The organism is Petrotoga olearia DSM 13574, from assembly GCF_002895525.1.
Lineage (GTDB): Bacteria > Thermotogota > Thermotogae > Petrotogales > Petrotogaceae > Petrotoga > Petrotoga olearia.
In genome coordinates, this window is sequence record NZ_AZRL01000022.1 from 68575 (window position 1) to 86896 (window position 18322).

Below are 18322 nucleotides of genomic sequence, written 5' to 3' on the forward strand. Positions count from 1 at the left end.
GATGAACACAAATCAAGGATTTCTACTAATAGAAAGTGTTTTTGAAATTTTTATTGTTTCTTTATCAATGTTGATCGTAATAGGTACTTTTTCAAGTACAATCATGATTCTAAAAAGTTCCTTAGATGAAATGGTTAATCTAAATCTTATTTCCAATGCCGTTATGGAAGTGATAGTTGTTGCTAAGAACGAAATGAAAAATGTGACCTCCTATGATTCTTCAACTGTCCTTGGGAATTCATCTGATGGCAAACTAGTTGGTTTTTCATACAATAAATTAACACAAAAAATTTACCGTTATAAAGATTCCGGATGGGATAAAGGATCCACATTAATTTCAGGAAACATAACAACTTTTTCATACGATGGAAAATTTTTAAATGTAATATGGAATGAAAAGCATAAGTTAAAACTTTTCATCCCTTTTTAGATTTCATAAAAACCCCAAAAGACAAAACTTAGGAGGAAATCATTAATCAATGGCCAATGAAATAATCGAAACCTATAAGATTTTAGAAGAAAGAATAAAATCAGAGAATATTCAAATTTACTTTGATATGTTGGATTCTCCTTATCCTTCTTTTAAATCCAAAGCTATTCAAGAATTAACAAAACAAAAAATTGATGTTCCAAAAATAAAAAAATTTTTAAAAGATCCCGATAAAAACGTCAGATTTTCTGCATATAGGTACTTAGATAAAATGGGTGTTTTGGATGAAAATTCTATAAAAGAGGCTTTGAAAGACATTTCCGCAAACATTAGAAAAGAAGCAACTATCAGCTACATTCAAATGGGTATAAAACCAATAGAATTTATTTTGGAGTTTACTGAAGATCCTGATCCAGTGGTTAGATATCAACTGATATCCACATTTTTGGAATTCTACCCTGAAGATTCAGAAAAGATTATTAGTAAAATGAAAAATGATCCCTACGTTAAGATAAAACAATTGATTTCAGCTTTGGAGAACATCTCTGAAACCTTAAAATCCGAACAAGTAGATAAAAGCGTTAAAGTTATGGCACTAAGAAGATTCTATGAAAGGGAAGATGCATATACCTTTTTTAATTCACTAAAAGAAACATACTTTGATTGCAACAATGAAACTAAAGGTATAATAATAAAATTCTTTTCAGGTTTACCGTGTGAAATTATTAATAAATTCATAGAAAAAATCATTCAAGAAGAAAAAGATATCCACATTCTTCAACTGGCTGCAAATACGTCAAAGAAAGTTTGTGGAATTGATTCTATTCCTACCTGGTTGATCGACCAATTGGTGAACAGTGAAGAGGCAAAAGTCGTAAAGTTTGGATTAAAATTAGCTACTGAAAAGGAAGATATGGGTTATGTGGAATTTTGTAGGGACTTGTTATCTGCTGTAGATGATGACTTAGTAATCGGAGCAAGTGACTATCTCATTTATTTTCAAGACTATATGCTTAAAGATTACGTGCCTAACTTTCTCAATTCATTATCTTCCAAACGAATAAGGGAAGGATTAAAAATAATAAGAAAATTAAAATTAGATAATTTTATAGAAGATGTATCATTAATCGCTCTCAACAAAATGTATCCTATTTCCTTAAGAAAAGCTGCCGTCAACCTACTGAAATTTTTTAAGGCCAAAGATTATTGGGAAATCCCAAATCAAATACTTAAAGACCCTTACGAAAACGGCAATTTAAAACTTGCTGCGTTAAATGCTCTACTACGTTTAAATGCGGAGATGGTAGTAAATTTTTAAAAAAATAATGACCACAGTTTTTGAACCTCATTGCATGGTTTGTGAAAAACCTATAGTTTTTGGAGAACTTATTTGCCACAATTGTAGAGGAAATCTTTATTCACCTTCTCTCTCAGAAGGTGATTTTAAAGTTTATCATTATGGTAAATACCAGTATCCTTTGTCAAACTTAATAATCGAATTCAAATATCATTCACATCCTAAGATTGCCAGTCTTTTGGGGAATATGCTCGCAAAGTTTTTTATTGATTTAAAATTTCCTGAACTAAATTATACCGTTTCATACGTGCCTTCAAATTACTCAAGTATTTATGAAAAAGGATTTGTACCTGCTCACTTAATTGCTCAGCATTTTTCTGACCTTTTAGGTTTCCCTTTAATAAATCTCTTTTCCTCAAAAACTCATAAAAGGCAAGCCCAATTGAATTATCGAAAGAGAAATGAAAACGTTAAAAATAAGATAAAATTACTACAAACTCCTCCTAAGAATATTATAATTATAGATGATGTGTATACTACAGGGGCTTCAATGAACGAGGCGGGTAATTTGCTCATCAATAAATGTGATGTTTTAATAGGCATTACTGTAGCAAAAGCTTATAGATATTCTCTTAATAATTCTTTATAATTTTTTATATCACAGATCGCTCCCACATATTTTAACTTTTCTGCTGAAAAGGCATTCCCTAACCTTGCCGCTTTTATAACATCCAAACCTATAATCATTCCTATGTATAAACCTGACCAAAATGCATCCCCTGCTCCCGTTGTGTCTATTACCTCTTTTGCATAAGAGTCAAAATGAGTAATCGTTTTACCGTCAGAAAATATAAACCCCTTTTCTCCTAATGTAAGAAGTACATTTTTTACTCCCAGTTCATGGAAAACATTTATGTATTCTTCTTCATTTTTACTTTCTTTGAAGATATGTTCACAATCATCTAAAGAAGGTTTTATAAAATTTACATAAGGCATAACCAATTTTAGGACATCTCCTATTTCTAAAGATGTTTTCCACAATATTTCTCGATAATTAGGATCAAATCCTATTAAAACATTATTCTTTTTGGCAACTTTTAACAATTTGAGTGTATTTTTCAAGTTTTTATCAGAAGATAATGCCCAAGAAGAAAAATGAAAGATATTTGCTTTTTTAACAATATCAAAATATGTATCATCAATATCTAAATTTAAAGAGGCAGATCTTAATGGATAAAATTCAGGAGATGATTTAGACTTCAAAACATAAACAATGTCCGTATGAAAACGCTCATCTTGTGATATACCCCGGACATCTACATTATAATTATTTAATTGTTCAAGAATAAAATCTCCAAAAGGATCCCTACCTACCCTTGAAATTACAGCAGATTTAAACCCCTGCTTAGCGATGTTAACAGCTATATTACTTGGTGAACCTCCTAAAAATTTGTCAAAGGAAGTTGCATTTTTTAACCCTTTTACATAATCTTTAGAAATGAAGTCTATCAACACTTCACCAAAAGAAGCAAAATTAACCACTCTATTCCTCCTCTAACATCAAATTTATTTGATTTTATTAAATTTCTAAAATCTTCTAAATCAAAGTCTTATTTCTGAAAATCCTTTTATCTCTTAAGTAGCTATTCTTCATAATCCCTTTTCAGATAATGTAAAAGAATAGTATCTTTATTTAATCTTTTAACATCGTTTAGTTTAAAAGTATGTTTATCATTTACATAATTGAAAATAGACAGATCACCCTCAATAATTACCGGTTCGATGGATAGAAAAATTTCATCGATTAAATTTTTTTCTAAAAACAAGGAATTTATTGTAGAACCCCCAATTAATGCAATTTCTGTGTAACCTTTCTTCTCTAGTTCGTCCAACAATATCTCAGGAGGATTGTCTGTAAAGTAGAGGTATTTGCCATATTTCAACTCAACTTCTTTATATTTTTCAGGATTTCCAGTCAATACAATATTAATTCTTTTTTTTAAAGGAGAACCTATCTCTTCAAATGTTTTTCTCCCCATTACTACTACACCAATATCTTCAGTTATGTTATAGAAATGTTCTCTATCTTCTGCTGATGACCAGCTTCTTTGTGAACTATTCTTTATTCTAATTTTTCCATTGATACTTTGAACCATTATTAACTTCACTCTCATAATTAATCCTTCCCCTCTAAAATTTTTAAATTTTTACTTACCTTAGAAATACTGGAATCTGATCTACTCCCTTTTAGCCAGCAAACCACTCATAAATTCTTTTTTTTTGAAAAAATCTAACAACCATGACTATGTTCAAAATGTTTAATTAATTTTATCTTTTCAATAAGAGTTATAACAGAACTTTTCATTTTAGAGGAATAATTAGATTTTAAGCTCTAATCGCTTTTAATCGTCTCTAATTAATTCTAAAAACTTCTAATCGGGAATAATTATCTTTTGAAATGAAAGTTAAAGGTGATATAATTTTAAATGATTAATTTAAATATTTAACTTTATTATATCATATCAGGAGGTGGCAGTAGTATGAAAAAAGTAGTTGTTTTATTTGCTATATTGACGATGGTGTTGAGTGCTTTTTCCATTACCATCACGATGACGGCTGGCGCAGTAGGAAGGGAATTAGAAGTTCTCTATGAACAAGTTGCAATGTTTATGGAAGAAAACCCAGATATAACTGTAAATGTTCTTCCAATGCCAAACAGCTCTACGGATAGGCACGATCTTTACGTTACTTACTTAGCTTCAGGCACTCCGGATCCAGATGTATTGATGCTTGATGTTATTTGGCCCGCAGAATTTGCCCCATTCTTAGTAGATTTAACAGACGATTACGATTATTTTGGACTTGATGGGTTTTTCCCTGGAACCGTTGCTTCAAATACTGTAGATGGCAGATTAGTGGCGGTCCCTTGGTTTACTGATGCAGGTATTCTTTATTACCGCAAAGATCTTTTGGAAAAGTACGGTTACGATGTTCCAGAAACTTGGGATGAACTGTACACAGCTGCAAAAGATATCTCAGCAAAAGAAGGAATCAATGGTTTCGTATGGCAGGGAGCCAGGTATGAAGGCTTAACTTGTGATGTTATGGAATTTGTTCACAGTTTCGGCGGAGAAATAATGAAAGATGGCAAAGTTGTTGTTGATGATCCTGAGTACTATGATAACAATTTAGCTGCAATAACCTTCATGAATAAATTGATATTAGACGGGGCGAGTCCTAGGGGAGTAACTACCTACATGGAAGAAGAAGCAAGAAGAGTTTTCCAAAATGGTGATGCTGTTTTTATGAGAAACTGGCCATATGCATGGTCTTTAGCTAACACTCCAGAGTCTCCTGTTGCTGGGAAAGTTGGTATAACAGTTTTACCAAAGGGACCAGCACCAGATGGAAGAAATTCTGCTACATTAGGTGGATGGAACCTTGGTATCAATGCAAATTCTTCTCCTGCAGAAGTAGAAGCTTCTAAAAAATTGATCAAATTCTTAGTTAGTAAAGAACAACAAGTCTACAAGGCTGTTTATACCGGTCAAACACCTACTATGGTGGAGGCATACAACGATCCGAGAACTATAGAGGCAAATGATTTCTATCCAGATATTTTAGATGTTTTCGTGAATGCCGAACCAAGACCTGTTTCTCCAATATATAATGAAATTTCACGTGAGATCCAAGTTGCCGTACACCAAGTTCTAACAGGCCAATCTACCCCTGAAAGAGCTTTGGACAGTTTAGCAAGAAACCTTAAATCTTTAGTTGAATAAAAAAAGAAGAATTTGATATAATTTCCCACAGGTGGGCGGTAAACGGAGCTCCTCCGTCTACCGCCTTTGTGTATAATATGAGGACAATGTATTAGATTATAATTAGGGGGTGCTTCAATGAAAGTAAAAGGTACTTATAAAAGATCTGATATCTGGCTTGCGTTTTGGCTTATTATCCCAACCTTAATTGCTATCGGTATTACCGCCTTCTATCCTCTGGGGCAAACTCTTTATGATAGTTTCTTCAAATGGTCTCTCAGACCAGGATTTGAAAGAGAATTCGTAGGATTTCAAAATTATATCAATTTGTTTCAAGATCCTAGATTTTTGAGTTCGTTATGGAATACAATATATTTTACCTTTTTTTCTGTAGTAATAGAATTCCTTTTAGGGTTAGGAACCGCTTTAATATTGAATGCGGACTTTAAATTGAGAGGTTTGGTAAGGGCGGCTGTTTTGATTCCATGGGCAATACCTACAGCGGTCTCTTCTCAGATGTGGAAATGGATGTATAATGACCAATATGGTGTAATAAGTATAATGCTGTATAATTTAGGAATACTTGAGGAAGGTACCCCAATTCTTGGGACTCCGGGTATGGCTATGGCTGCGATTATTGGCGTTGATGTCTGGAAAACTACTCCTTTTGTTGCTCTTTTACTTCTTGCAGGGCTTCAAACCATACCTAATGAGTTGTACGAAGCAGCTAGAATAGATGGTGCAAATATATGGAAACAATTCACTTCTATCACTTTACCTGTATTAAGGCCTACTATTGGTGTGACTTTAATATTTAGAACTTTAGACGCTTTGAGAGTCTTTGATATTGTTTACATAATGACACAAGGGTCAGTTGGAACGGAAACTCTCGCAGTTTACAATAGGTCACTTTTAATGGATAATATCTTCTCTCCAAGAGGTTTGTTTGGATATGGTTCGGCATTATCAGTCGTAATATTTTTAATCATAGGTATATTCACACTTATTTACATACGCTCTTTGAACATTAAATTAGATTGAGGAGGATAAAAATATGAGATGGGGAATGAGAACAAAGAGAAACACTCAACGAACAATTTTATATATTTTCGTTATAGTGATGGTTATCTTTTATATTTTCCCTTTCTATTGGGCCATTAAAAGCTCTTTTACTGCGGATCAATATCTTTTTACAAAAAACATCACCCTTTGGCCTCAAGGTTTTACCTTTGAAAACTATATAAAAGTTTTCACTGAGAGACCTTTCGGATTAAATATATTAAACTCTATTATAGTAGCTGGAGCAACTACAATTTTCTCTGTAATTGTTGGTTCTTTTTCAGCTTACGCAATAGCTCGCTTAAAGATTCCCGGGAAAGGTCCCTTGATGCTTCTAATACTTGCCGTAAGTATGTTCCCTCAGGTTTCTATATTGGGTGGGCTTTTTCAGTTACTCAGAAATTTGGGATTAATAAACACATATACGGGATTGATAATCCCATATATTGCCCTGAACTTACCTTTAACAACGTGGATATTACAAAATTTCTTCAGAGAGCTTCCTAAAGAGATTGAAGAATCCGCTTATATAGACGGATGTTCTAAATTTCAAACTTTGTGGAGAATCGTTTTACCTCTTTCCGCTCCAGGATTGGTCACGACTGGTTTGTTGGCTTTTATTCAAGCTTGGAATGAATTCTTATTTGCTTTAACTTTTATGCAGACTCCCGAAAAATACACAGTTCCAGTTGCAATTGCTATGTTTACTGGTAGAACCTTCTACGAAGTTCCCTGGGGACAACTAATGGCTGCTTCAGTAATAGTTACAATGCCTTTGGTTATTTTGGTTTTAGTGTTCCAAAACAGGATAGTTCAAGGTTTAACAGCTGGAAGCGTAAAAGGATGATATAGATGAAAGTTTTGTTTGGAACAGATGGCATAAGAGAGGTTGTTAATGAAAAGTTGACCGTTGACTTAGCGATGAAACTTGGAAACGCACTTGCTAATCTTTTCGGTTCTGAGTATAAGAAATTGTATATTGCAAGAGATACACGAAATTCAGGAAAGGCATTAGAAATGGCTTTAGCTTCTGGAGCTTTGACAGGCGGAATGGACGTTGAATCATGTGGAGTCCTAACCACACCGGGATTAGCGTTTATAACAAAGGAAAAAAAGTCGTTGGGTGTTGTTATCTCTGCATCTCACAATCCTCCAATGTACAACGGATTAAAAGTTTTTTGTGAAGGGTTCAAAGTTTCAGACGAGACAGAAGAAAAGTTGGAAGAAATAATTTTGAAGGGGTTATTTAAATACTCGGATTATATAGATATTGGAAGATACATAGAAGATTCCTCAAAAAAAGAGTATATTGATTACGTGGTTTCTTTGTACAAAGAAAATATAAAATGTAAAGATTTAAAAATTGCTGTTGATGTAGGTAACGGTGCCGCTGGAGCTATAATAGACGACATTTTTGGTGAACTCGGTTTGAACTATACTGTATACCAAAATGCTCCCGATGGTTTCAATATCAACGCAAACTGTGGCTCTACTTCACCGGAAACTTTGTCAAAAATAGTTAAGGAAGAAAAGTACGACCTCGGAATCTTGTTCGATGGAGATGCGGACAGATGCCTTTTTATAGACCATTATGGTAATCTGGTAGATGGTGATGTATTAATGGCTATCAACGCTCTGAAGTTGAAGGCTCAAGGCAGGTTAAAAAATAAAGTAGTTGTTGCAACAATTATGAGTAATTTGGGTTTAGAAGAGTATTTAAAGAAAAATGAAATACTTCTTCTGCGAACGGATGTAGGTGATAAATACGTTTTAGAAAAAATGCTGGATGAAAATGCAATAATTGGTGGTGAACAATCAGGACATATTATATTTCTTGATAGATCTACAACAGGAGACGGAATAATTACCGCATTAGAGACTTTGGAAACGTTGAAATATTTTTCTAAATCGCTTTATGATTTTCTCCGAGAAATACCTAAATATCCCCAACACTTGGAAAACGTGACAGTGAAAGATAAAGCAAAAATCATGAAAGACATTAGAATTGAAAATTTAACAAAAAAATATCAAAGTATCGAAGGATTCAGAGTTATAGTTAGACCTTCTGGAACTGAACCTAAGATAAGGATAATGACTGAAGGATCCAATAAAGAAACAATTGAACAATGTATCACAGAATTTAGCCAACTTGTACAAAGTATTGATAATGGGTGAAATAGCATTTAAAAAACGGGGCTTTTTAACTTTCACCCCGTTTTTTAAATGATTATTTTTTATCTATAGAAGAATTGAATTACATATCTAACATTATTTCTATAAACTATCAAGGCAACGTAACTATTTTTTTCTACTGATGAGGCAATTTTCTTCCAGTCATCTATGTTCTGTATATCATAATACACTCCATTAACCGCTATCTCTGTAATAACATCACCTGACCTTAGCCCAAGGGCATATGTATCGTCTTGTATTTCTTCAACAATGACTCCTTGAATACTACTTCTTATATTGTATTTTTGCCTATCCTCAGAAGTTATATTTCTAACTACGATTCCAAAATAGGCTTCTACTACTTCAGGTGTTTGGCTTCCCAAAGTTACATTAAAAGTAATCCTTTCTCCAAACCTATCTACAACAACTTCTACGGTAGTCCCTGCTGGATAAGTGGATATTAAGGAAGTTAAATCGTCTACATTTTCAATTTTTTTGCCATTCACTTCTACTATTACGTCATTTACTTTTATACCGGCTTTTTCTGCGGATCCACCTAGTACCAAATCCTGCACATAGGCCCCTTTGTCTACCTTTAATCCTAAAGATTTTTTCAATTCTTCGGTTATATTACTGATGTATACACCTAAATAAGCTCTTTGGAAGGAACCGGTTTCCATAACAGAATCAGCGAATCTTTTTGCTATGTTAATAGGAATGGCAAACCCTATGTTCACACTTCCCAGTTGAGGATCTACTGCGATTGCAGTGTTAATTCCTATGACTTCTCCATGTATGTTCAGCAAAGGACCTCCACTGTTACCCGGATTAATAGTAGCATCAGTCTGTATTAAATCAACATAGTTCCCATTTCCCCCGGGTTTGGGAATACTTCTATTGGTTGCACTTATAACCCCCACTGTAACGGTATTTTGTAAACCCAATGGATTACCTATAGCTATTGCATCTTCTCCAATCTTAATTTTATCTGAATCACCTAAGGGCAGTATTGGTAAATCTTCATCAGCATTTATCTTAATTATTGCTAAATCGAGATCTTTATCTCCGCCTACCAACTCAGCATCATAGTTCTTTCCATTCGGTAAGGATACAGATATCTCCTTTGCACTTTCTATCACATGGTAGTTTGTCAATATGTAACCTCTTTTATCGAAAATAAAGCCAGAACCCACTCCTTTAGTTTGATACTCAGGCATTTCTTGACCAAAAAATCTTTCAAAAAATTGTCTAATGTAGGGATCTATTGGGACCGCAGCTGAACGAGTAGATTCAATATTTACAACAGCTGGCGCAGCCTCTTCAACCACTTTAACTACTGGACTTACGTAACCTTCATTCACTATTGCAAACGAAGATATAGAAAGCAAAAATACCGTTAATAACAACAAGATAGATTTTTTCATACTAGCACCTCCGAATATTTTATTCACTTAAATTATAAACTAACTTCTTAAAAGAAACTTAAAAGCTTGAATATTTAGCGTCGTTTCTCTTTATTGTTTTCTACTACCTGGTTTTACTAATTCTAAACCTTGGAAACATAATGGGCAGTTTTCTGGTGAGTAGGTAGCAGCTTTTATATTTACCAGCGATATGATTTCTCTGTTTTCTAATACCTCTTTGGAAGATCTGTTAACGATGCAAGCGAACGAAGTTACAACCCCTTCATTACTTTCAACCAATTTTGCAACTTCTAACGTCGACTTCCCTGTAGTTATTACATCCTCTACTATTAGTATTTTGCTATTGTTTTTGATTACCTGATCTCTACGTAAACTCATGTTTCCTTTTTCATCTCTCTCAGCAAATAAAAACGGAACTTTTAAAGTTCTTGCAACTTCGTACCCAATAATAATTCCGCCTAATGCAGGAGAAACAACATAGTCTATTTTTGACTCTACTTTTTTAGCAATTAATTTACCAAAAAGTTCAGAATAATCTGGATATTTAAGAACTTTTGCACATTGAATATATGTGTCTGAATGTAATCCAGATGATAATAAAAAGTGCCCCGTTAAAAAAGCCCCAGTGTCTTTCAATATTTCTAATACTTTAGTTTCATCATTTGTTGAATGATTGTCCATTAAGCTTTTTACCTCCTGATATCTCTATGTTAAAAATTCGAGAATTTTATTATAAAATTCATTTTTATTGTAAATACATTCGAACAACTCGTGTTTCCCTTTGGGGAAAGAAACTCGAGTTATGTTTGAATTCTTTATCTTTTTATACTCTTCAATATTGATTATTTTATCTTCTTTTCCGAAAAGCAACAATGTAGGGATATCCACTTTTTCTATTTCTTTTAGGGCAATCTCAGCTTCGTCAAACATTTGACGTGCTGTTCTGACAGTTATTTTATCGTGTACTAGCGGATCTTTTTTATATAATTCACATGCTTTTTGATCAGTAGATAGCTCATATGGATCGATTCCATTTGAAAAAGAAAGGGTTGGAAATATCGAGAAAAGGTTTAATAGCCAGGCTAGTTTCCTAATATCACCCAAGGCAGGAGAAGAGAGAATAAGTTTTTGGGGCTTCTTTTCTGTTATTTCAACGAATCTTGAGGCAATTAACCCCCCAAGAGAGTGTCCAAATAGAATATAATCTTCTTGAACATAATTTTCCAAAAAAGAATAAATCTCGTAAAAATTTTCTATATCACCTTTTTTGCCCGGAGTGTAACCATGTCCCGGAAGATCAAAGGTAAAAACAACAATACCTATCTCATTTAATTGCTTAATGAAATTCACATATCTTCCGGAATATTCTCCAAGACCGTGAATCAGATATAAATTTTTATGGTTATTCGTATTTGGTAAGTAGTATCTATGATATATTTTCATAAATAAATTATATCACATTTCACAAAGCTTTTTGATTTTCTATTGCTTCCATTATTTCATCATTAGTTTTATGTTTCCTTAATAAACTCAAGATAAATTCTAAAGCCTCTTTTGGGGACATATCGTTAATGAACTTCCTTAAAATAATTGTATTTTTCATCTCTTCAGGGCTATATAACAATTCTTCTTTTCTGGTACCTGATAATTTTAAGTTTATTGCAGGGAATATTCTCTCATTAGCTATTTCTCTTGATAACACCAGCTCCATATTTCCTGTACCTTTAAACTCTTCAAATATCACTTCATCCATCTTGGACCCTGTTTCTATTAATGCCGTAGCTAGAATGGTCAAACTACCGCCTTCTCTAATCTTTCTTGCAGCACCAAAGAATTTCTTTGGGAAAATAACAGCTGCAGGATCAAGACCTCCACTCAGCAATTTTCCACTGGATGGTACATAAAGATTATATTCACGTGCAACTCTGGTCAAACTATCAACTAGCACAACTACATTGTGACCAAACTCAACTAGCCGCTTAAAGTGATCCAAAGCCATTTCTGCGATTCTTATTTGATTTTCTGGATCCATATCAAAAGGTGCTGCTATAACGTTAGCATCTACTGTATCTCTGATATCCGTTACCTCTTCAGGTCTTTCATCTATTAAAAGTATGTACCTTCTAGTATCAGGATAATTTTCGGCAATTGAGTTGGCAATATCTTTTAACAGCGTAGTTTTGCCACCTTTTGGAGGGGCAACAATTAGACCTCTTTGCCCAAAACCTATAGGAGAGAATAGATCAATTATTCTTGAACTGTATGGTGCGCTTTTATGTTCCAAAACCATCCTGGCTTTAGGATACTCGGGAGTCAAATTTTCAAAAGAGACTCTGTCCCGCGCATTTTCGGGAGGCAAAGAGTTAACCGCTTCTATTCTTAATAAAGCGAAAAATCTTTCGCCTTCTTTTGGAGGCCTTATTTGACCAGCTATTATGTCTCCAGTGAAAAGGTTGAATTTTCTAATCTGAGATTGAGAAACGTATATATCATCAGTTCCAGGCAACAATGAATTGTCTACGCTTCTTAAAAAACCATAACCGTCGGGCAGCACCTCCAAAATCCCTTCATAAAAAAAGTATCCGATTGATTCAGTTTGTTTTCTTAAAATAGCAAACTTCAATTCGTTTTTTGTCATCTTAGAATAATTGGATATTTCAAGTTTACGGGCTAGCTCGTATAGGTCTTTTCTTGTCATTTCATTCAATTTAGCCATATTAATTTCAATAGCTTGAATATTATCCCTACTTTGTTTCTTGGAAACTACATTGTTAGTATTTTCATCCATGTAAATTCCTCCTTATTTCATTTAGTTACTTTCTTTAGAAACTCTGGAACCTACTTTAAACCATGATTCTAGAATCCAAAAACTTTTAAAATACCTCCATCATTCTAAGTTACATACAATCTGCTTAAGCTCCCCTTCGCCCAGCAGCCCGCCCGGATGAACGGGGGAGGGCTCCGCCCTGTAACCCTTTTAAAATCAAAATCTTATTTTTTAAAATCTTTTTATTTCTAAAGTGTCTATCATTTAGTTACTATCTTTGGAAATTCAAGAAACTGCTTTAGAGCCCCTTTACCACTACGTTAAGGGGTAAGCCCCTTAAGATCCCCAAGTTCGCATAACATCATTTGCTTCGCAAATGAGGATTAGGATGTTACTTCTAAAGCATTATGAAAAAACTTTTTGCATAAAACGACAAAAGCTTCGCAAATGAGAATTAGGATGTTACTTCTAAAGTATTATGAAGAACCTTCTGCACAAATCAGCAAAAGGGCTCCGCCCTGTAACCCCTTTAAAATCAAAATCTTATTATTGAGAATTCTTTTATTTCTTAATTGTTTCTCTATATTTTTTTGCTAGCATAAGAAAATATCTCATACTCTTCATAATATATTAATAAATTTTGTGAGCATGCCACATCATAAGAACGAAGTAATCTCTTAATCAAAAAAAGTGCAACTATAGAAAAAGTGTGGAGAATAAGAAATATTCTTCGGAGAATTTAAATGAAGTCCATACCTAATTCAAGAAATATAATATAATATAAATAGTATTAAGCATCATAAAATTATTAAAAAGCCAATCGAGATATTTTGGGGGCTTAAGAATCGGTTTTGAGGGAGGTTACATCTGGAGCAAAGACTTTGCTTTCTGTGCTTTGATTTTCAAGTTGGTTTCCATGGTTATCTAAAATCACTTCTCCATCAAAATCTTCTTTGAGAGCATATTTTAAGGATATGAGCCCTATTTCTAATTGCTCTTTTTCAGGTTCCTTTGTTGTAATTTTTTGAAGCATCAAACCCGGATAGGCAAGAATTTTTCCTATTTTTGTATCGATGATTTTTGCGGTAAACCTTTGAAATTCGTAAGCTAATCCAGCAACTATAGGAAGAAGTACTATTCTAGATATTACTTTCTGTAAGGTTGAATTGAACCCTAATCCACCTGTTATAGCAAAAACAATAATCGAGGCAAACACCGTAATTATCAAGAAACTAGTACCACATCTTGGATGTAAAGTTGTGTACTTTTTAGCATATTTAACCTCTAAAGGTTCGTTGTTCTCATAGGTAAATACACTTTTATGTTCAGCTCCATGGTATTGAAAAACTTTTTTTATATCTTTCATGAAAGAAATACCCCAGATGTAGGCTACAACCATGAGTGCCCTTATGAAACCTTCAATGAAAGCAAACCAAAATTCAGATTTGATGTTGAAAGGTCTAGTTATAAATACAGGTAAAACACCGAACCCTAAGGTTGCAACTACAATAGCAATTAATATAGCAATGACCATATCTTTTGTAGTTAATTCTTCCTCATCTTCTCCCGATACATTAGCCGAATAAGACAATGCGTTCATACCAACTATCATAGAATGTAGCAATACAAAAAAACCTCTAATAATAGGTATTTTTTCCCAAATTCCCCAAGAGTTATCCTTTAATCTTTTAACCGCTATATTTCCGTCCTTCCTTTTTACTGCGACTACAGTATTTACACCTTTCATCATTACGCCTTCAATAACCGCTTGTCCACCTACAGTTTTAGGTTTTCGTTTCACTAGAATGAATCCTCCTTAAAATCTCTTCAGCAACACCCTGTTCAGTAACTACATAGTAAAATTTTATAGCCTCTTTGTCTATTCCATTATTCTTATTAAGTACTTGAGACGCCATTCTACGCAGTTTGTACCTTTTATCATTATCTAATTTACTAATATCTTTTATTATATCAAAAAGGTGCGTGTTTTTTGAACACGCTTCAATGATCTCTTTTATTACTTTCTCATTTTCATTCATTGTTAATGTTGAGAATACTCTTCTGGGGAAATATTTTCAGAAACCTTTGCCACCACTTTAAACTTAATACCTGTTCTTTTTTCCGAACCTACTTCAACCTCCACAAAACCAGGGATAACGTATATCTCTTTTCCTTTAGCCTCAATGAATCTCTTTGCAATTGCAATAGCCTTCACTGCTTGATTAACTGCTCCTGCTCCAATAGCTTGTAGCTCAACCTCGTCTGTTTTTGATAGAACCCCTGCTATAGCTCCTGCTACTTTGTTCGGTGCAGATGAATGACTGACTTTCAACACTTCCATGTCTTGGCTCCTCCTTTGTGGACAGGCTATATATAGTTATTTTATCATAAATTTAGATAATGTCAAAGTAAAAATTGAAAAAAGAATATCTAGGTGGTATAATTGAAAGGGAAACAGCCTCACGGCAAGTAAGGAAACAGCCTTACGGCAAGTAAGGAAGCAGCCTCACGGCAAGTAATGAAATTAATATTTACTGCATTGTTTTTAGGGAAAACGGTGAAAATCCGTTACGGTCGCGCCACCGTTATCGGGGACGAAACTTACAAAAGCCACTGGAAAGTTCCGGGAAGGCGTAAGAAGTAGAGTGATCCGAAAGTCGGGAGACCTGAATAATGCAGCTTTTTCTATCTCTTCGCGCCAAAGAGATAGAAAAAAATATTTAAATGGCGCTAATTTATATAAGGAGGCCATTTGGTATGAGAAAGGTGTTATTTACATTTTTTGCTATTTTGTTGTCAGTTGTTGTGATGGCAGAGTATTTAATGGTGGATGATCTTGGAAGATTAGTCACTTTTGAAGGAGAAGTGAACAGGGTTATTTCCGCCGCACCTGCTGTCTCTGATTACATCAAATATCTAGGTTTAGAGGGCAAAGTGGTAGGGGTAACAGATTGGGACACCACGATTGATACTGAAAATATTGGTAATTTAGTTCCTTTAAATCTGGAGAAAATAATTTCTTTAAATCCTGACCTTGTTTTTTTAACTGGAGGGTTTCAAGAACCTGAGATCAGTAGGTTGGAAAGATACAATATCAAATCTTTTGTGATTAATCCAGTGAATTTTAACGATATTTACAGGGATATTGTCTTAATTGGTAGTATCTTAGGGGAAAAAGATAAAGCTGAAACTCTTTCAAATGAGCTAAGGCAAAGTGTTTTAAGTATAGCCAAAAGTTCTTTCAATTGGAAAAATAAGCCAACGGTGTTATATTTAATGGTTCAAAATAATGTATCTGAAATTTGGACGGCAGGAACTGGTTCATATATAAATGAGTTAATTTCTTACGCCGGTGGATTGAACTTAGCAGCCCCATATACCGGGAACAACGGGTTTTTACAGGTTGGTCCTGAATTCGTTGTTGCTCAAAATCCTGATATCATAATCGTTGACTCATACTATGAAGGCGACGAAACCGCTAAAAATACTCTCTTGAATGCCAAACAGTTTGAAAACGTGAAAGCTGTTAAAGAAGGAAAAATAGTAATGGTTGATGGCAACAAGATCTCTCAAGCTTCTCCATCACTGATCGATGTCCTTGAACAATTATACGAGTATTTTGGTGAAAACAAATGAAAATCATCCAAAAGCAAGGGGAAGCTCCCCTTGTTTTATTTCTTATAATCTCTAGTTTTATATTAATTTTACTTTTCACATCTTTTGGGAGTGTGAAAGTTCCTGTTAAAGATATATTTGCCTCTTTAATAGGTAAAAACAGCAATGATATTTACAAAAATTTGATTTTAAACATAAGACTTCCAAGAGTAGTTGGAAGTTTTCTCGTTGGTAGCATATTGGCAGTCTCTGGGAATGTTTTACAATTGGTAGTACAAAATCCCCTCGCAGATCCTTACATTTTAGGAATATCGTCAGGAGCGAGCTTTGGTGCAGTGTTATACACAGCGTTAGGCAGTATTTATGGTCTTTCTCTTTTTCTTGGATTAGAAACTTTTTCTTTTATTTTTGGTTTATTAGCGACATTTATTGTTTTAGTATTAGCTCAACAGGGTAAAAAGCTTCCCGTTTTATCTCTTATACTAAGTGGAGTGATCATTAGTTTTTTGTTTAACTCATTTACTACGCTTTTTACCGTGATGTACTGGAGAAACTTAATTCATGTCAACATCTGGTTGATGGGAAGTACAGGGGATTTAATTTGGAGTGATAATTTTAAATTGTTTTTTACGCTCATCATTCAATTTATCTTAGTTTTATTATTTTCCAAACAATTGAACGTTCTTTCGATGGGAGATAACATGGCAGTATTTTCTGGAATAAATCCCGATCGATTGAAGCTTTTTTTGATCGTAATAAACGTTTTCGCAGTATCTTTTACCGTATCACAAGTAGGAATAATAGGTTTTGTAGGGCTTATAATCCCTCATATAGTTAGAATGGTTAAAGGGCCATATTCTTTTATTTCAAACTTGTACTCGCTCTTCATAGGAGGAATGTTTTTAATGTCTGCAGACTTTGTTTCCAGAACACTATTTGCTCCTACAGAACTCCCTATCGGAGTGGTGACATCAATAGTAGGTGCCCCGATATTTATTTTTGTAATGAGGAGAAAAGAGAGAATATGATAACGTTTAACAACGTCCGTTTCACTTATGGAAATGGTTTCTCTTTAAAAATCGATGATTTAAAGGTCATAAAAGGAGATATTGTTTCTATAATTGGCCCAAATGGAGCAGGTAAAAGTACTCTTATCAAGATTCTTTCAGGAATTCTCAGAAATTACAAAGGAGAAATACTCCTAAACCATAGTGACTTAAAAAATTACTCTTATAAAGAGCTTTCAAAGAATATTGCTGTTGTTCCCCAAGAATTCAATACTTCTTTCGATTACGATTTGGAAAGTATAGTTTCAACGTCAAGAATACCTTTTTCAAAGAGGATAAACTTTTTTGAATCAGAACAGGACAGAAGAATTATCGATGAAGCTCTTCAAACTGTTGGACTGATAAGTTATAAGAACAAGCCCTTTTCATCATTGTCAGGAGGAGAAAAGCAAAAAGTTATGATAGCTCGAGCAATTGCTCAACAAACGCCCATATTGCTTTTAGATGAATTCTCTTCGCATTTAGATCCCGGTTACACTCAAAGTCTTTTGAAATTGGTTAAGGAAATGGTTATCAAAGAAAAGAAGACTGTTCTAGCAGTTTTTCATGATGTGAACAACGCAGCGTTATTTTCGGATAAATTAATCGTTATGAAGGATGGAGCTATTAGATACTCTGGTACACCGGCAGACGTGTTAAATGAATCTATCATGCATGAAATCTTTGATATGGAAGCTTATATTATAAAACATCCGGTAAAAAAAGTTCCTCAAATTTTATTTAAATAAGG

General features: G+C 33.9%; 19 protein-coding genes and 1 riboswitch. Of the genes, 10 read left to right on the forward strand and 9 right to left on the reverse strand.

What is annotated here, in order from left to right; genetic code table 11:
• Position 1 precedes the first annotated feature (1 nt).
• Genes X929_RS08280 through X929_RS08290 form a run of 3 tightly spaced genes read left to right on the forward strand, consistent with a single transcriptional unit; the run spans position 2 to position 2376 of the window.
• Positions 2 to 430 (forward strand): hypothetical protein, encoded by a 429-nt coding sequence (locus tag X929_RS08280; protein WP_103067557.1) that lies wholly within the window; start codon positions 2 to 4, stop codon positions 428 to 430.
• 49 nt (positions 431 to 479) lie between these two features.
• Positions 480 to 1748, forward strand: coding sequence for a HEAT repeat domain-containing protein (locus X929_RS08285; protein WP_103067558.1), 1269 nt, complete (start codon positions 480 to 482; stop codon positions 1746 to 1748).
• Positions 1749 to 1755: 7 nt separating this feature from the next.
• Complete coding sequence (locus tag X929_RS08290; RefSeq protein WP_103067559.1) at positions 1756 to 2376, forward strand: ComF family protein; 621 nt, start codon at positions 1756 to 1758, stop codon at positions 2374 to 2376.
• Here X929_RS08290 and X929_RS08295 read toward each other — a convergent pair.
• A complete protein-coding gene (locus tag X929_RS08295) occupies positions 2346 to 3269 on the reverse strand; it encodes a carbohydrate kinase family protein (protein ID WP_103067560.1) in 924 nt (307 codons plus the stop codon). The genes X929_RS08290 and X929_RS08295 overlap by 31 nt on opposite strands.
• 101 nt (positions 3270 to 3370) lie before the next feature.
• Positions 3371 to 3901: a dihydrofolate reductase family protein gene (locus X929_RS08300; RefSeq protein ID WP_103067561.1), complete on the reverse strand. Its 531-nt coding sequence runs from the start codon at positions 3899 to 3901 to the stop codon at positions 3371 to 3373.
• A 366-nt stretch (positions 3902 to 4267) separates the two neighbouring features.
• On the opposite strand from X929_RS08300, the gene X929_RS08305 reads away from it, so the two are divergent.
• The 4 genes from X929_RS08305 (at position 4268) to glmM (ending at position 8722) form a co-directional block, all read left to right on the forward strand.
• Entirely contained in the window at positions 4268 to 5509 is a 1242-nt protein-coding gene (locus X929_RS08305) for an ABC transporter substrate-binding protein (protein WP_103067562.1), read from the forward strand.
• 117 nt (positions 5510 to 5626) lie between these two features.
• Positions 5627 to 6529, forward strand: a complete 903-nt coding sequence (locus X929_RS08310) for a carbohydrate ABC transporter permease (RefSeq protein ID WP_103067563.1) — start codon at positions 5627 to 5629, stop codon at positions 6527 to 6529.
• Positions 6530 to 6542: 13 nt separating this feature from the next.
• The gene (locus X929_RS08315) at positions 6543 to 7394 is read left to right on the forward strand and encodes a carbohydrate ABC transporter permease (RefSeq protein WP_211286759.1); all 852 of its coding nucleotides are present in this window, start codon (positions 6543 to 6545) and stop codon (positions 7392 to 7394) included.
• A gap of 5 nt (positions 7395 to 7399) precedes the next feature.
• Entirely contained in the window at positions 7400 to 8722 is a 1323-nt protein-coding gene (gene glmM / locus X929_RS08320; protein ID WP_103067564.1) for a phosphoglucosamine mutase, read from the forward strand.
• 59 nt (positions 8723 to 8781) lie between these two features.
• Here glmM and X929_RS08325 read toward each other — a convergent pair whose 3' ends face one another.
• The 7 genes from X929_RS08325 to X929_RS08355 form a co-directional block, all read right to left on the reverse strand.
• A complete protein-coding gene (locus tag X929_RS08325; RefSeq protein ID WP_103067565.1) occupies positions 8782 to 10143 on the reverse strand; it encodes a Do family serine endopeptidase in 1362 nt (453 codons plus the stop codon).
• 90 nt (positions 10144 to 10233) lie between these two features.
• Positions 10234 to 10824 (reverse strand): orotate phosphoribosyltransferase, encoded by a 591-nt coding sequence (gene pyrE / locus X929_RS08330; protein WP_103067566.1) that lies wholly within the window; start codon positions 10822 to 10824, stop codon positions 10234 to 10236.
• A gap of 24 nt (positions 10825 to 10848) precedes the next feature.
• Entirely contained in the window at positions 10849 to 11586 is a 738-nt protein-coding gene (locus X929_RS08335) for an alpha/beta hydrolase (protein WP_103067567.1), read from the reverse strand.
• Positions 11587 to 11605: 19 nt separating this feature from the next.
• Positions 11606 to 12931, reverse strand: a complete 1326-nt coding sequence (rho, locus tag X929_RS08340; protein ID WP_211286760.1) for a transcription termination factor Rho — start codon at positions 12929 to 12931, stop codon at positions 11606 to 11608.
• A gap of 817 nt (positions 12932 to 13748) precedes the next feature.
• On the reverse strand, positions 13749 to 14711 hold the full coding sequence (locus X929_RS08345) for a DUF1385 domain-containing protein (protein ID WP_103067568.1): 963 nt from the start codon (positions 14709 to 14711) through the stop codon (positions 13749 to 13751).
• Positions 14695 to 14949: a hypothetical protein gene (locus X929_RS08350; RefSeq protein WP_103067569.1), complete on the reverse strand. Its 255-nt coding sequence runs from the start codon at positions 14947 to 14949 to the stop codon at positions 14695 to 14697. Before X929_RS08350 ends, X929_RS08345 begins: the two co-directional genes overlap by 17 nt.
• Before the next feature lie 2 nt (positions 14950 to 14951).
• On the reverse strand, positions 14952 to 15251 hold the full coding sequence (locus X929_RS08355) for a stage V sporulation protein S (RefSeq protein WP_103067570.1): 300 nt from the start codon (positions 15249 to 15251) through the stop codon (positions 14952 to 14954).
• A gap of 183 nt (positions 15252 to 15434) precedes the next feature.
• Positions 15435 to 15598, forward strand: a riboswitch (cobalamin riboswitch).
• Between the two features lie 69 nt (positions 15599 to 15667).
• On the opposite strand from X929_RS08355, the gene X929_RS08360 reads away from it, so the two are divergent.
• The 3 genes from X929_RS08360 to X929_RS08370 are packed head-to-tail and all read left to right on the forward strand — an operon-like array spanning position 15668 to position 18320.
• Positions 15668 to 16546, forward strand: a complete 879-nt coding sequence (locus tag X929_RS08360) for an ABC transporter substrate-binding protein (RefSeq protein WP_103067571.1) — start codon at positions 15668 to 15670, stop codon at positions 16544 to 16546.
• On the forward strand, positions 16543 to 17553 hold the full coding sequence (locus X929_RS08365) for a FecCD family ABC transporter permease (RefSeq protein WP_103067572.1): 1011 nt from the start codon (positions 16543 to 16545) through the stop codon (positions 17551 to 17553). Before X929_RS08360 ends, X929_RS08365 begins: the two co-directional genes overlap by 4 nt.
• Positions 17550 to 18320, forward strand: coding sequence for an ABC transporter ATP-binding protein (locus tag X929_RS08370; RefSeq protein ID WP_103067573.1), 771 nt, complete (start codon positions 17550 to 17552; stop codon positions 18318 to 18320). Before X929_RS08365 ends, X929_RS08370 begins: the two co-directional genes overlap by 4 nt.
• Positions 18321 to 18322 lie beyond the last annotated feature (2 nt).

Excerpts from the sequence above, each read along its gene's own strand:
- X929_RS08365 (WP_103067572.1), top strand. The coding sequence starts at position 16,543 with ATGAAAATCATCCAAAAGCAAGGGGAAGCTCCCCTTGTTTTATTTCTT.
- X929_RS08280 (WP_103067557.1), top strand. The coding sequence starts at position 2 with ATGAACACAAATCAAGGATTTCTACTAATAGAAAGTGTTTTTGAAATT.
- X929_RS08370 (WP_103067573.1), top strand. The coding sequence starts at position 17,550 with ATGATAACGTTTAACAACGTCCGTTTCACTTATGGAAATGGTTTCTCT.
- X929_RS08300 (WP_103067561.1), bottom strand. The coding sequence starts at position 3,901 with ATGAGAGTGAAGTTAATAATGGTTCAAAGTATCAATGGAAAAATTAGA.
- rho (WP_211286760.1), bottom strand. The coding sequence starts at position 12,931 with ATGGATGAAAATACTAACAATGTAGTTTCCAAGAAACAAAGTAGGGAT.
- X929_RS08355 (WP_103067570.1), bottom strand. The coding sequence starts at position 15,251 with ATGGAAGTGTTGAAAGTCAGTCATTCATCTGCACCGAACAAAGTAGCA.
- X929_RS08315 (WP_211286759.1), top strand. The coding sequence starts at position 6,543 with ATGAGATGGGGAATGAGAACAAAGAGAAACACTCAACGAACAATTTTA.
- pyrE (WP_103067566.1), bottom strand. The coding sequence starts at position 10,824 with ATGGACAATCATTCAACAAATGATGAAACTAAAGTATTAGAAATATTG.
- X929_RS08325 (WP_103067565.1), bottom strand. The coding sequence starts at position 10,143 with ATGAAAAAATCTATCTTGTTGTTATTAACGGTATTTTTGCTTTCTATA.
- X929_RS08290 (WP_103067559.1), top strand. The coding sequence starts at position 1,756 with ATGACCACAGTTTTTGAACCTCATTGCATGGTTTGTGAAAAACCTATA.
- X929_RS08310 (WP_103067563.1), top strand. The coding sequence starts at position 5,627 with ATGAAAGTAAAAGGTACTTATAAAAGATCTGATATCTGGCTTGCGTTT.
- X929_RS08305 (WP_103067562.1), top strand. The coding sequence starts at position 4,268 with ATGAAAAAAGTAGTTGTTTTATTTGCTATATTGACGATGGTGTTGAGT.
- X929_RS08285 (WP_103067558.1), top strand. The coding sequence starts at position 480 with ATGGCCAATGAAATAATCGAAACCTATAAGATTTTAGAAGAAAGAATA.
- X929_RS08335 (WP_103067567.1), bottom strand. The coding sequence starts at position 11,586 with ATGAAAATATATCATAGATACTACTTACCAAATACGAATAACCATAAA.
- glmM (WP_103067564.1), top strand. The coding sequence starts at position 7,400 with ATGAAAGTTTTGTTTGGAACAGATGGCATAAGAGAGGTTGTTAATGAA.
- X929_RS08350 (WP_103067569.1), bottom strand. The coding sequence starts at position 14,949 with ATGAATGAAAATGAGAAAGTAATAAAAGAGATCATTGAAGCGTGTTCA.
- X929_RS08360 (WP_103067571.1), top strand. The coding sequence starts at position 15,668 with ATGAGAAAGGTGTTATTTACATTTTTTGCTATTTTGTTGTCAGTTGTT.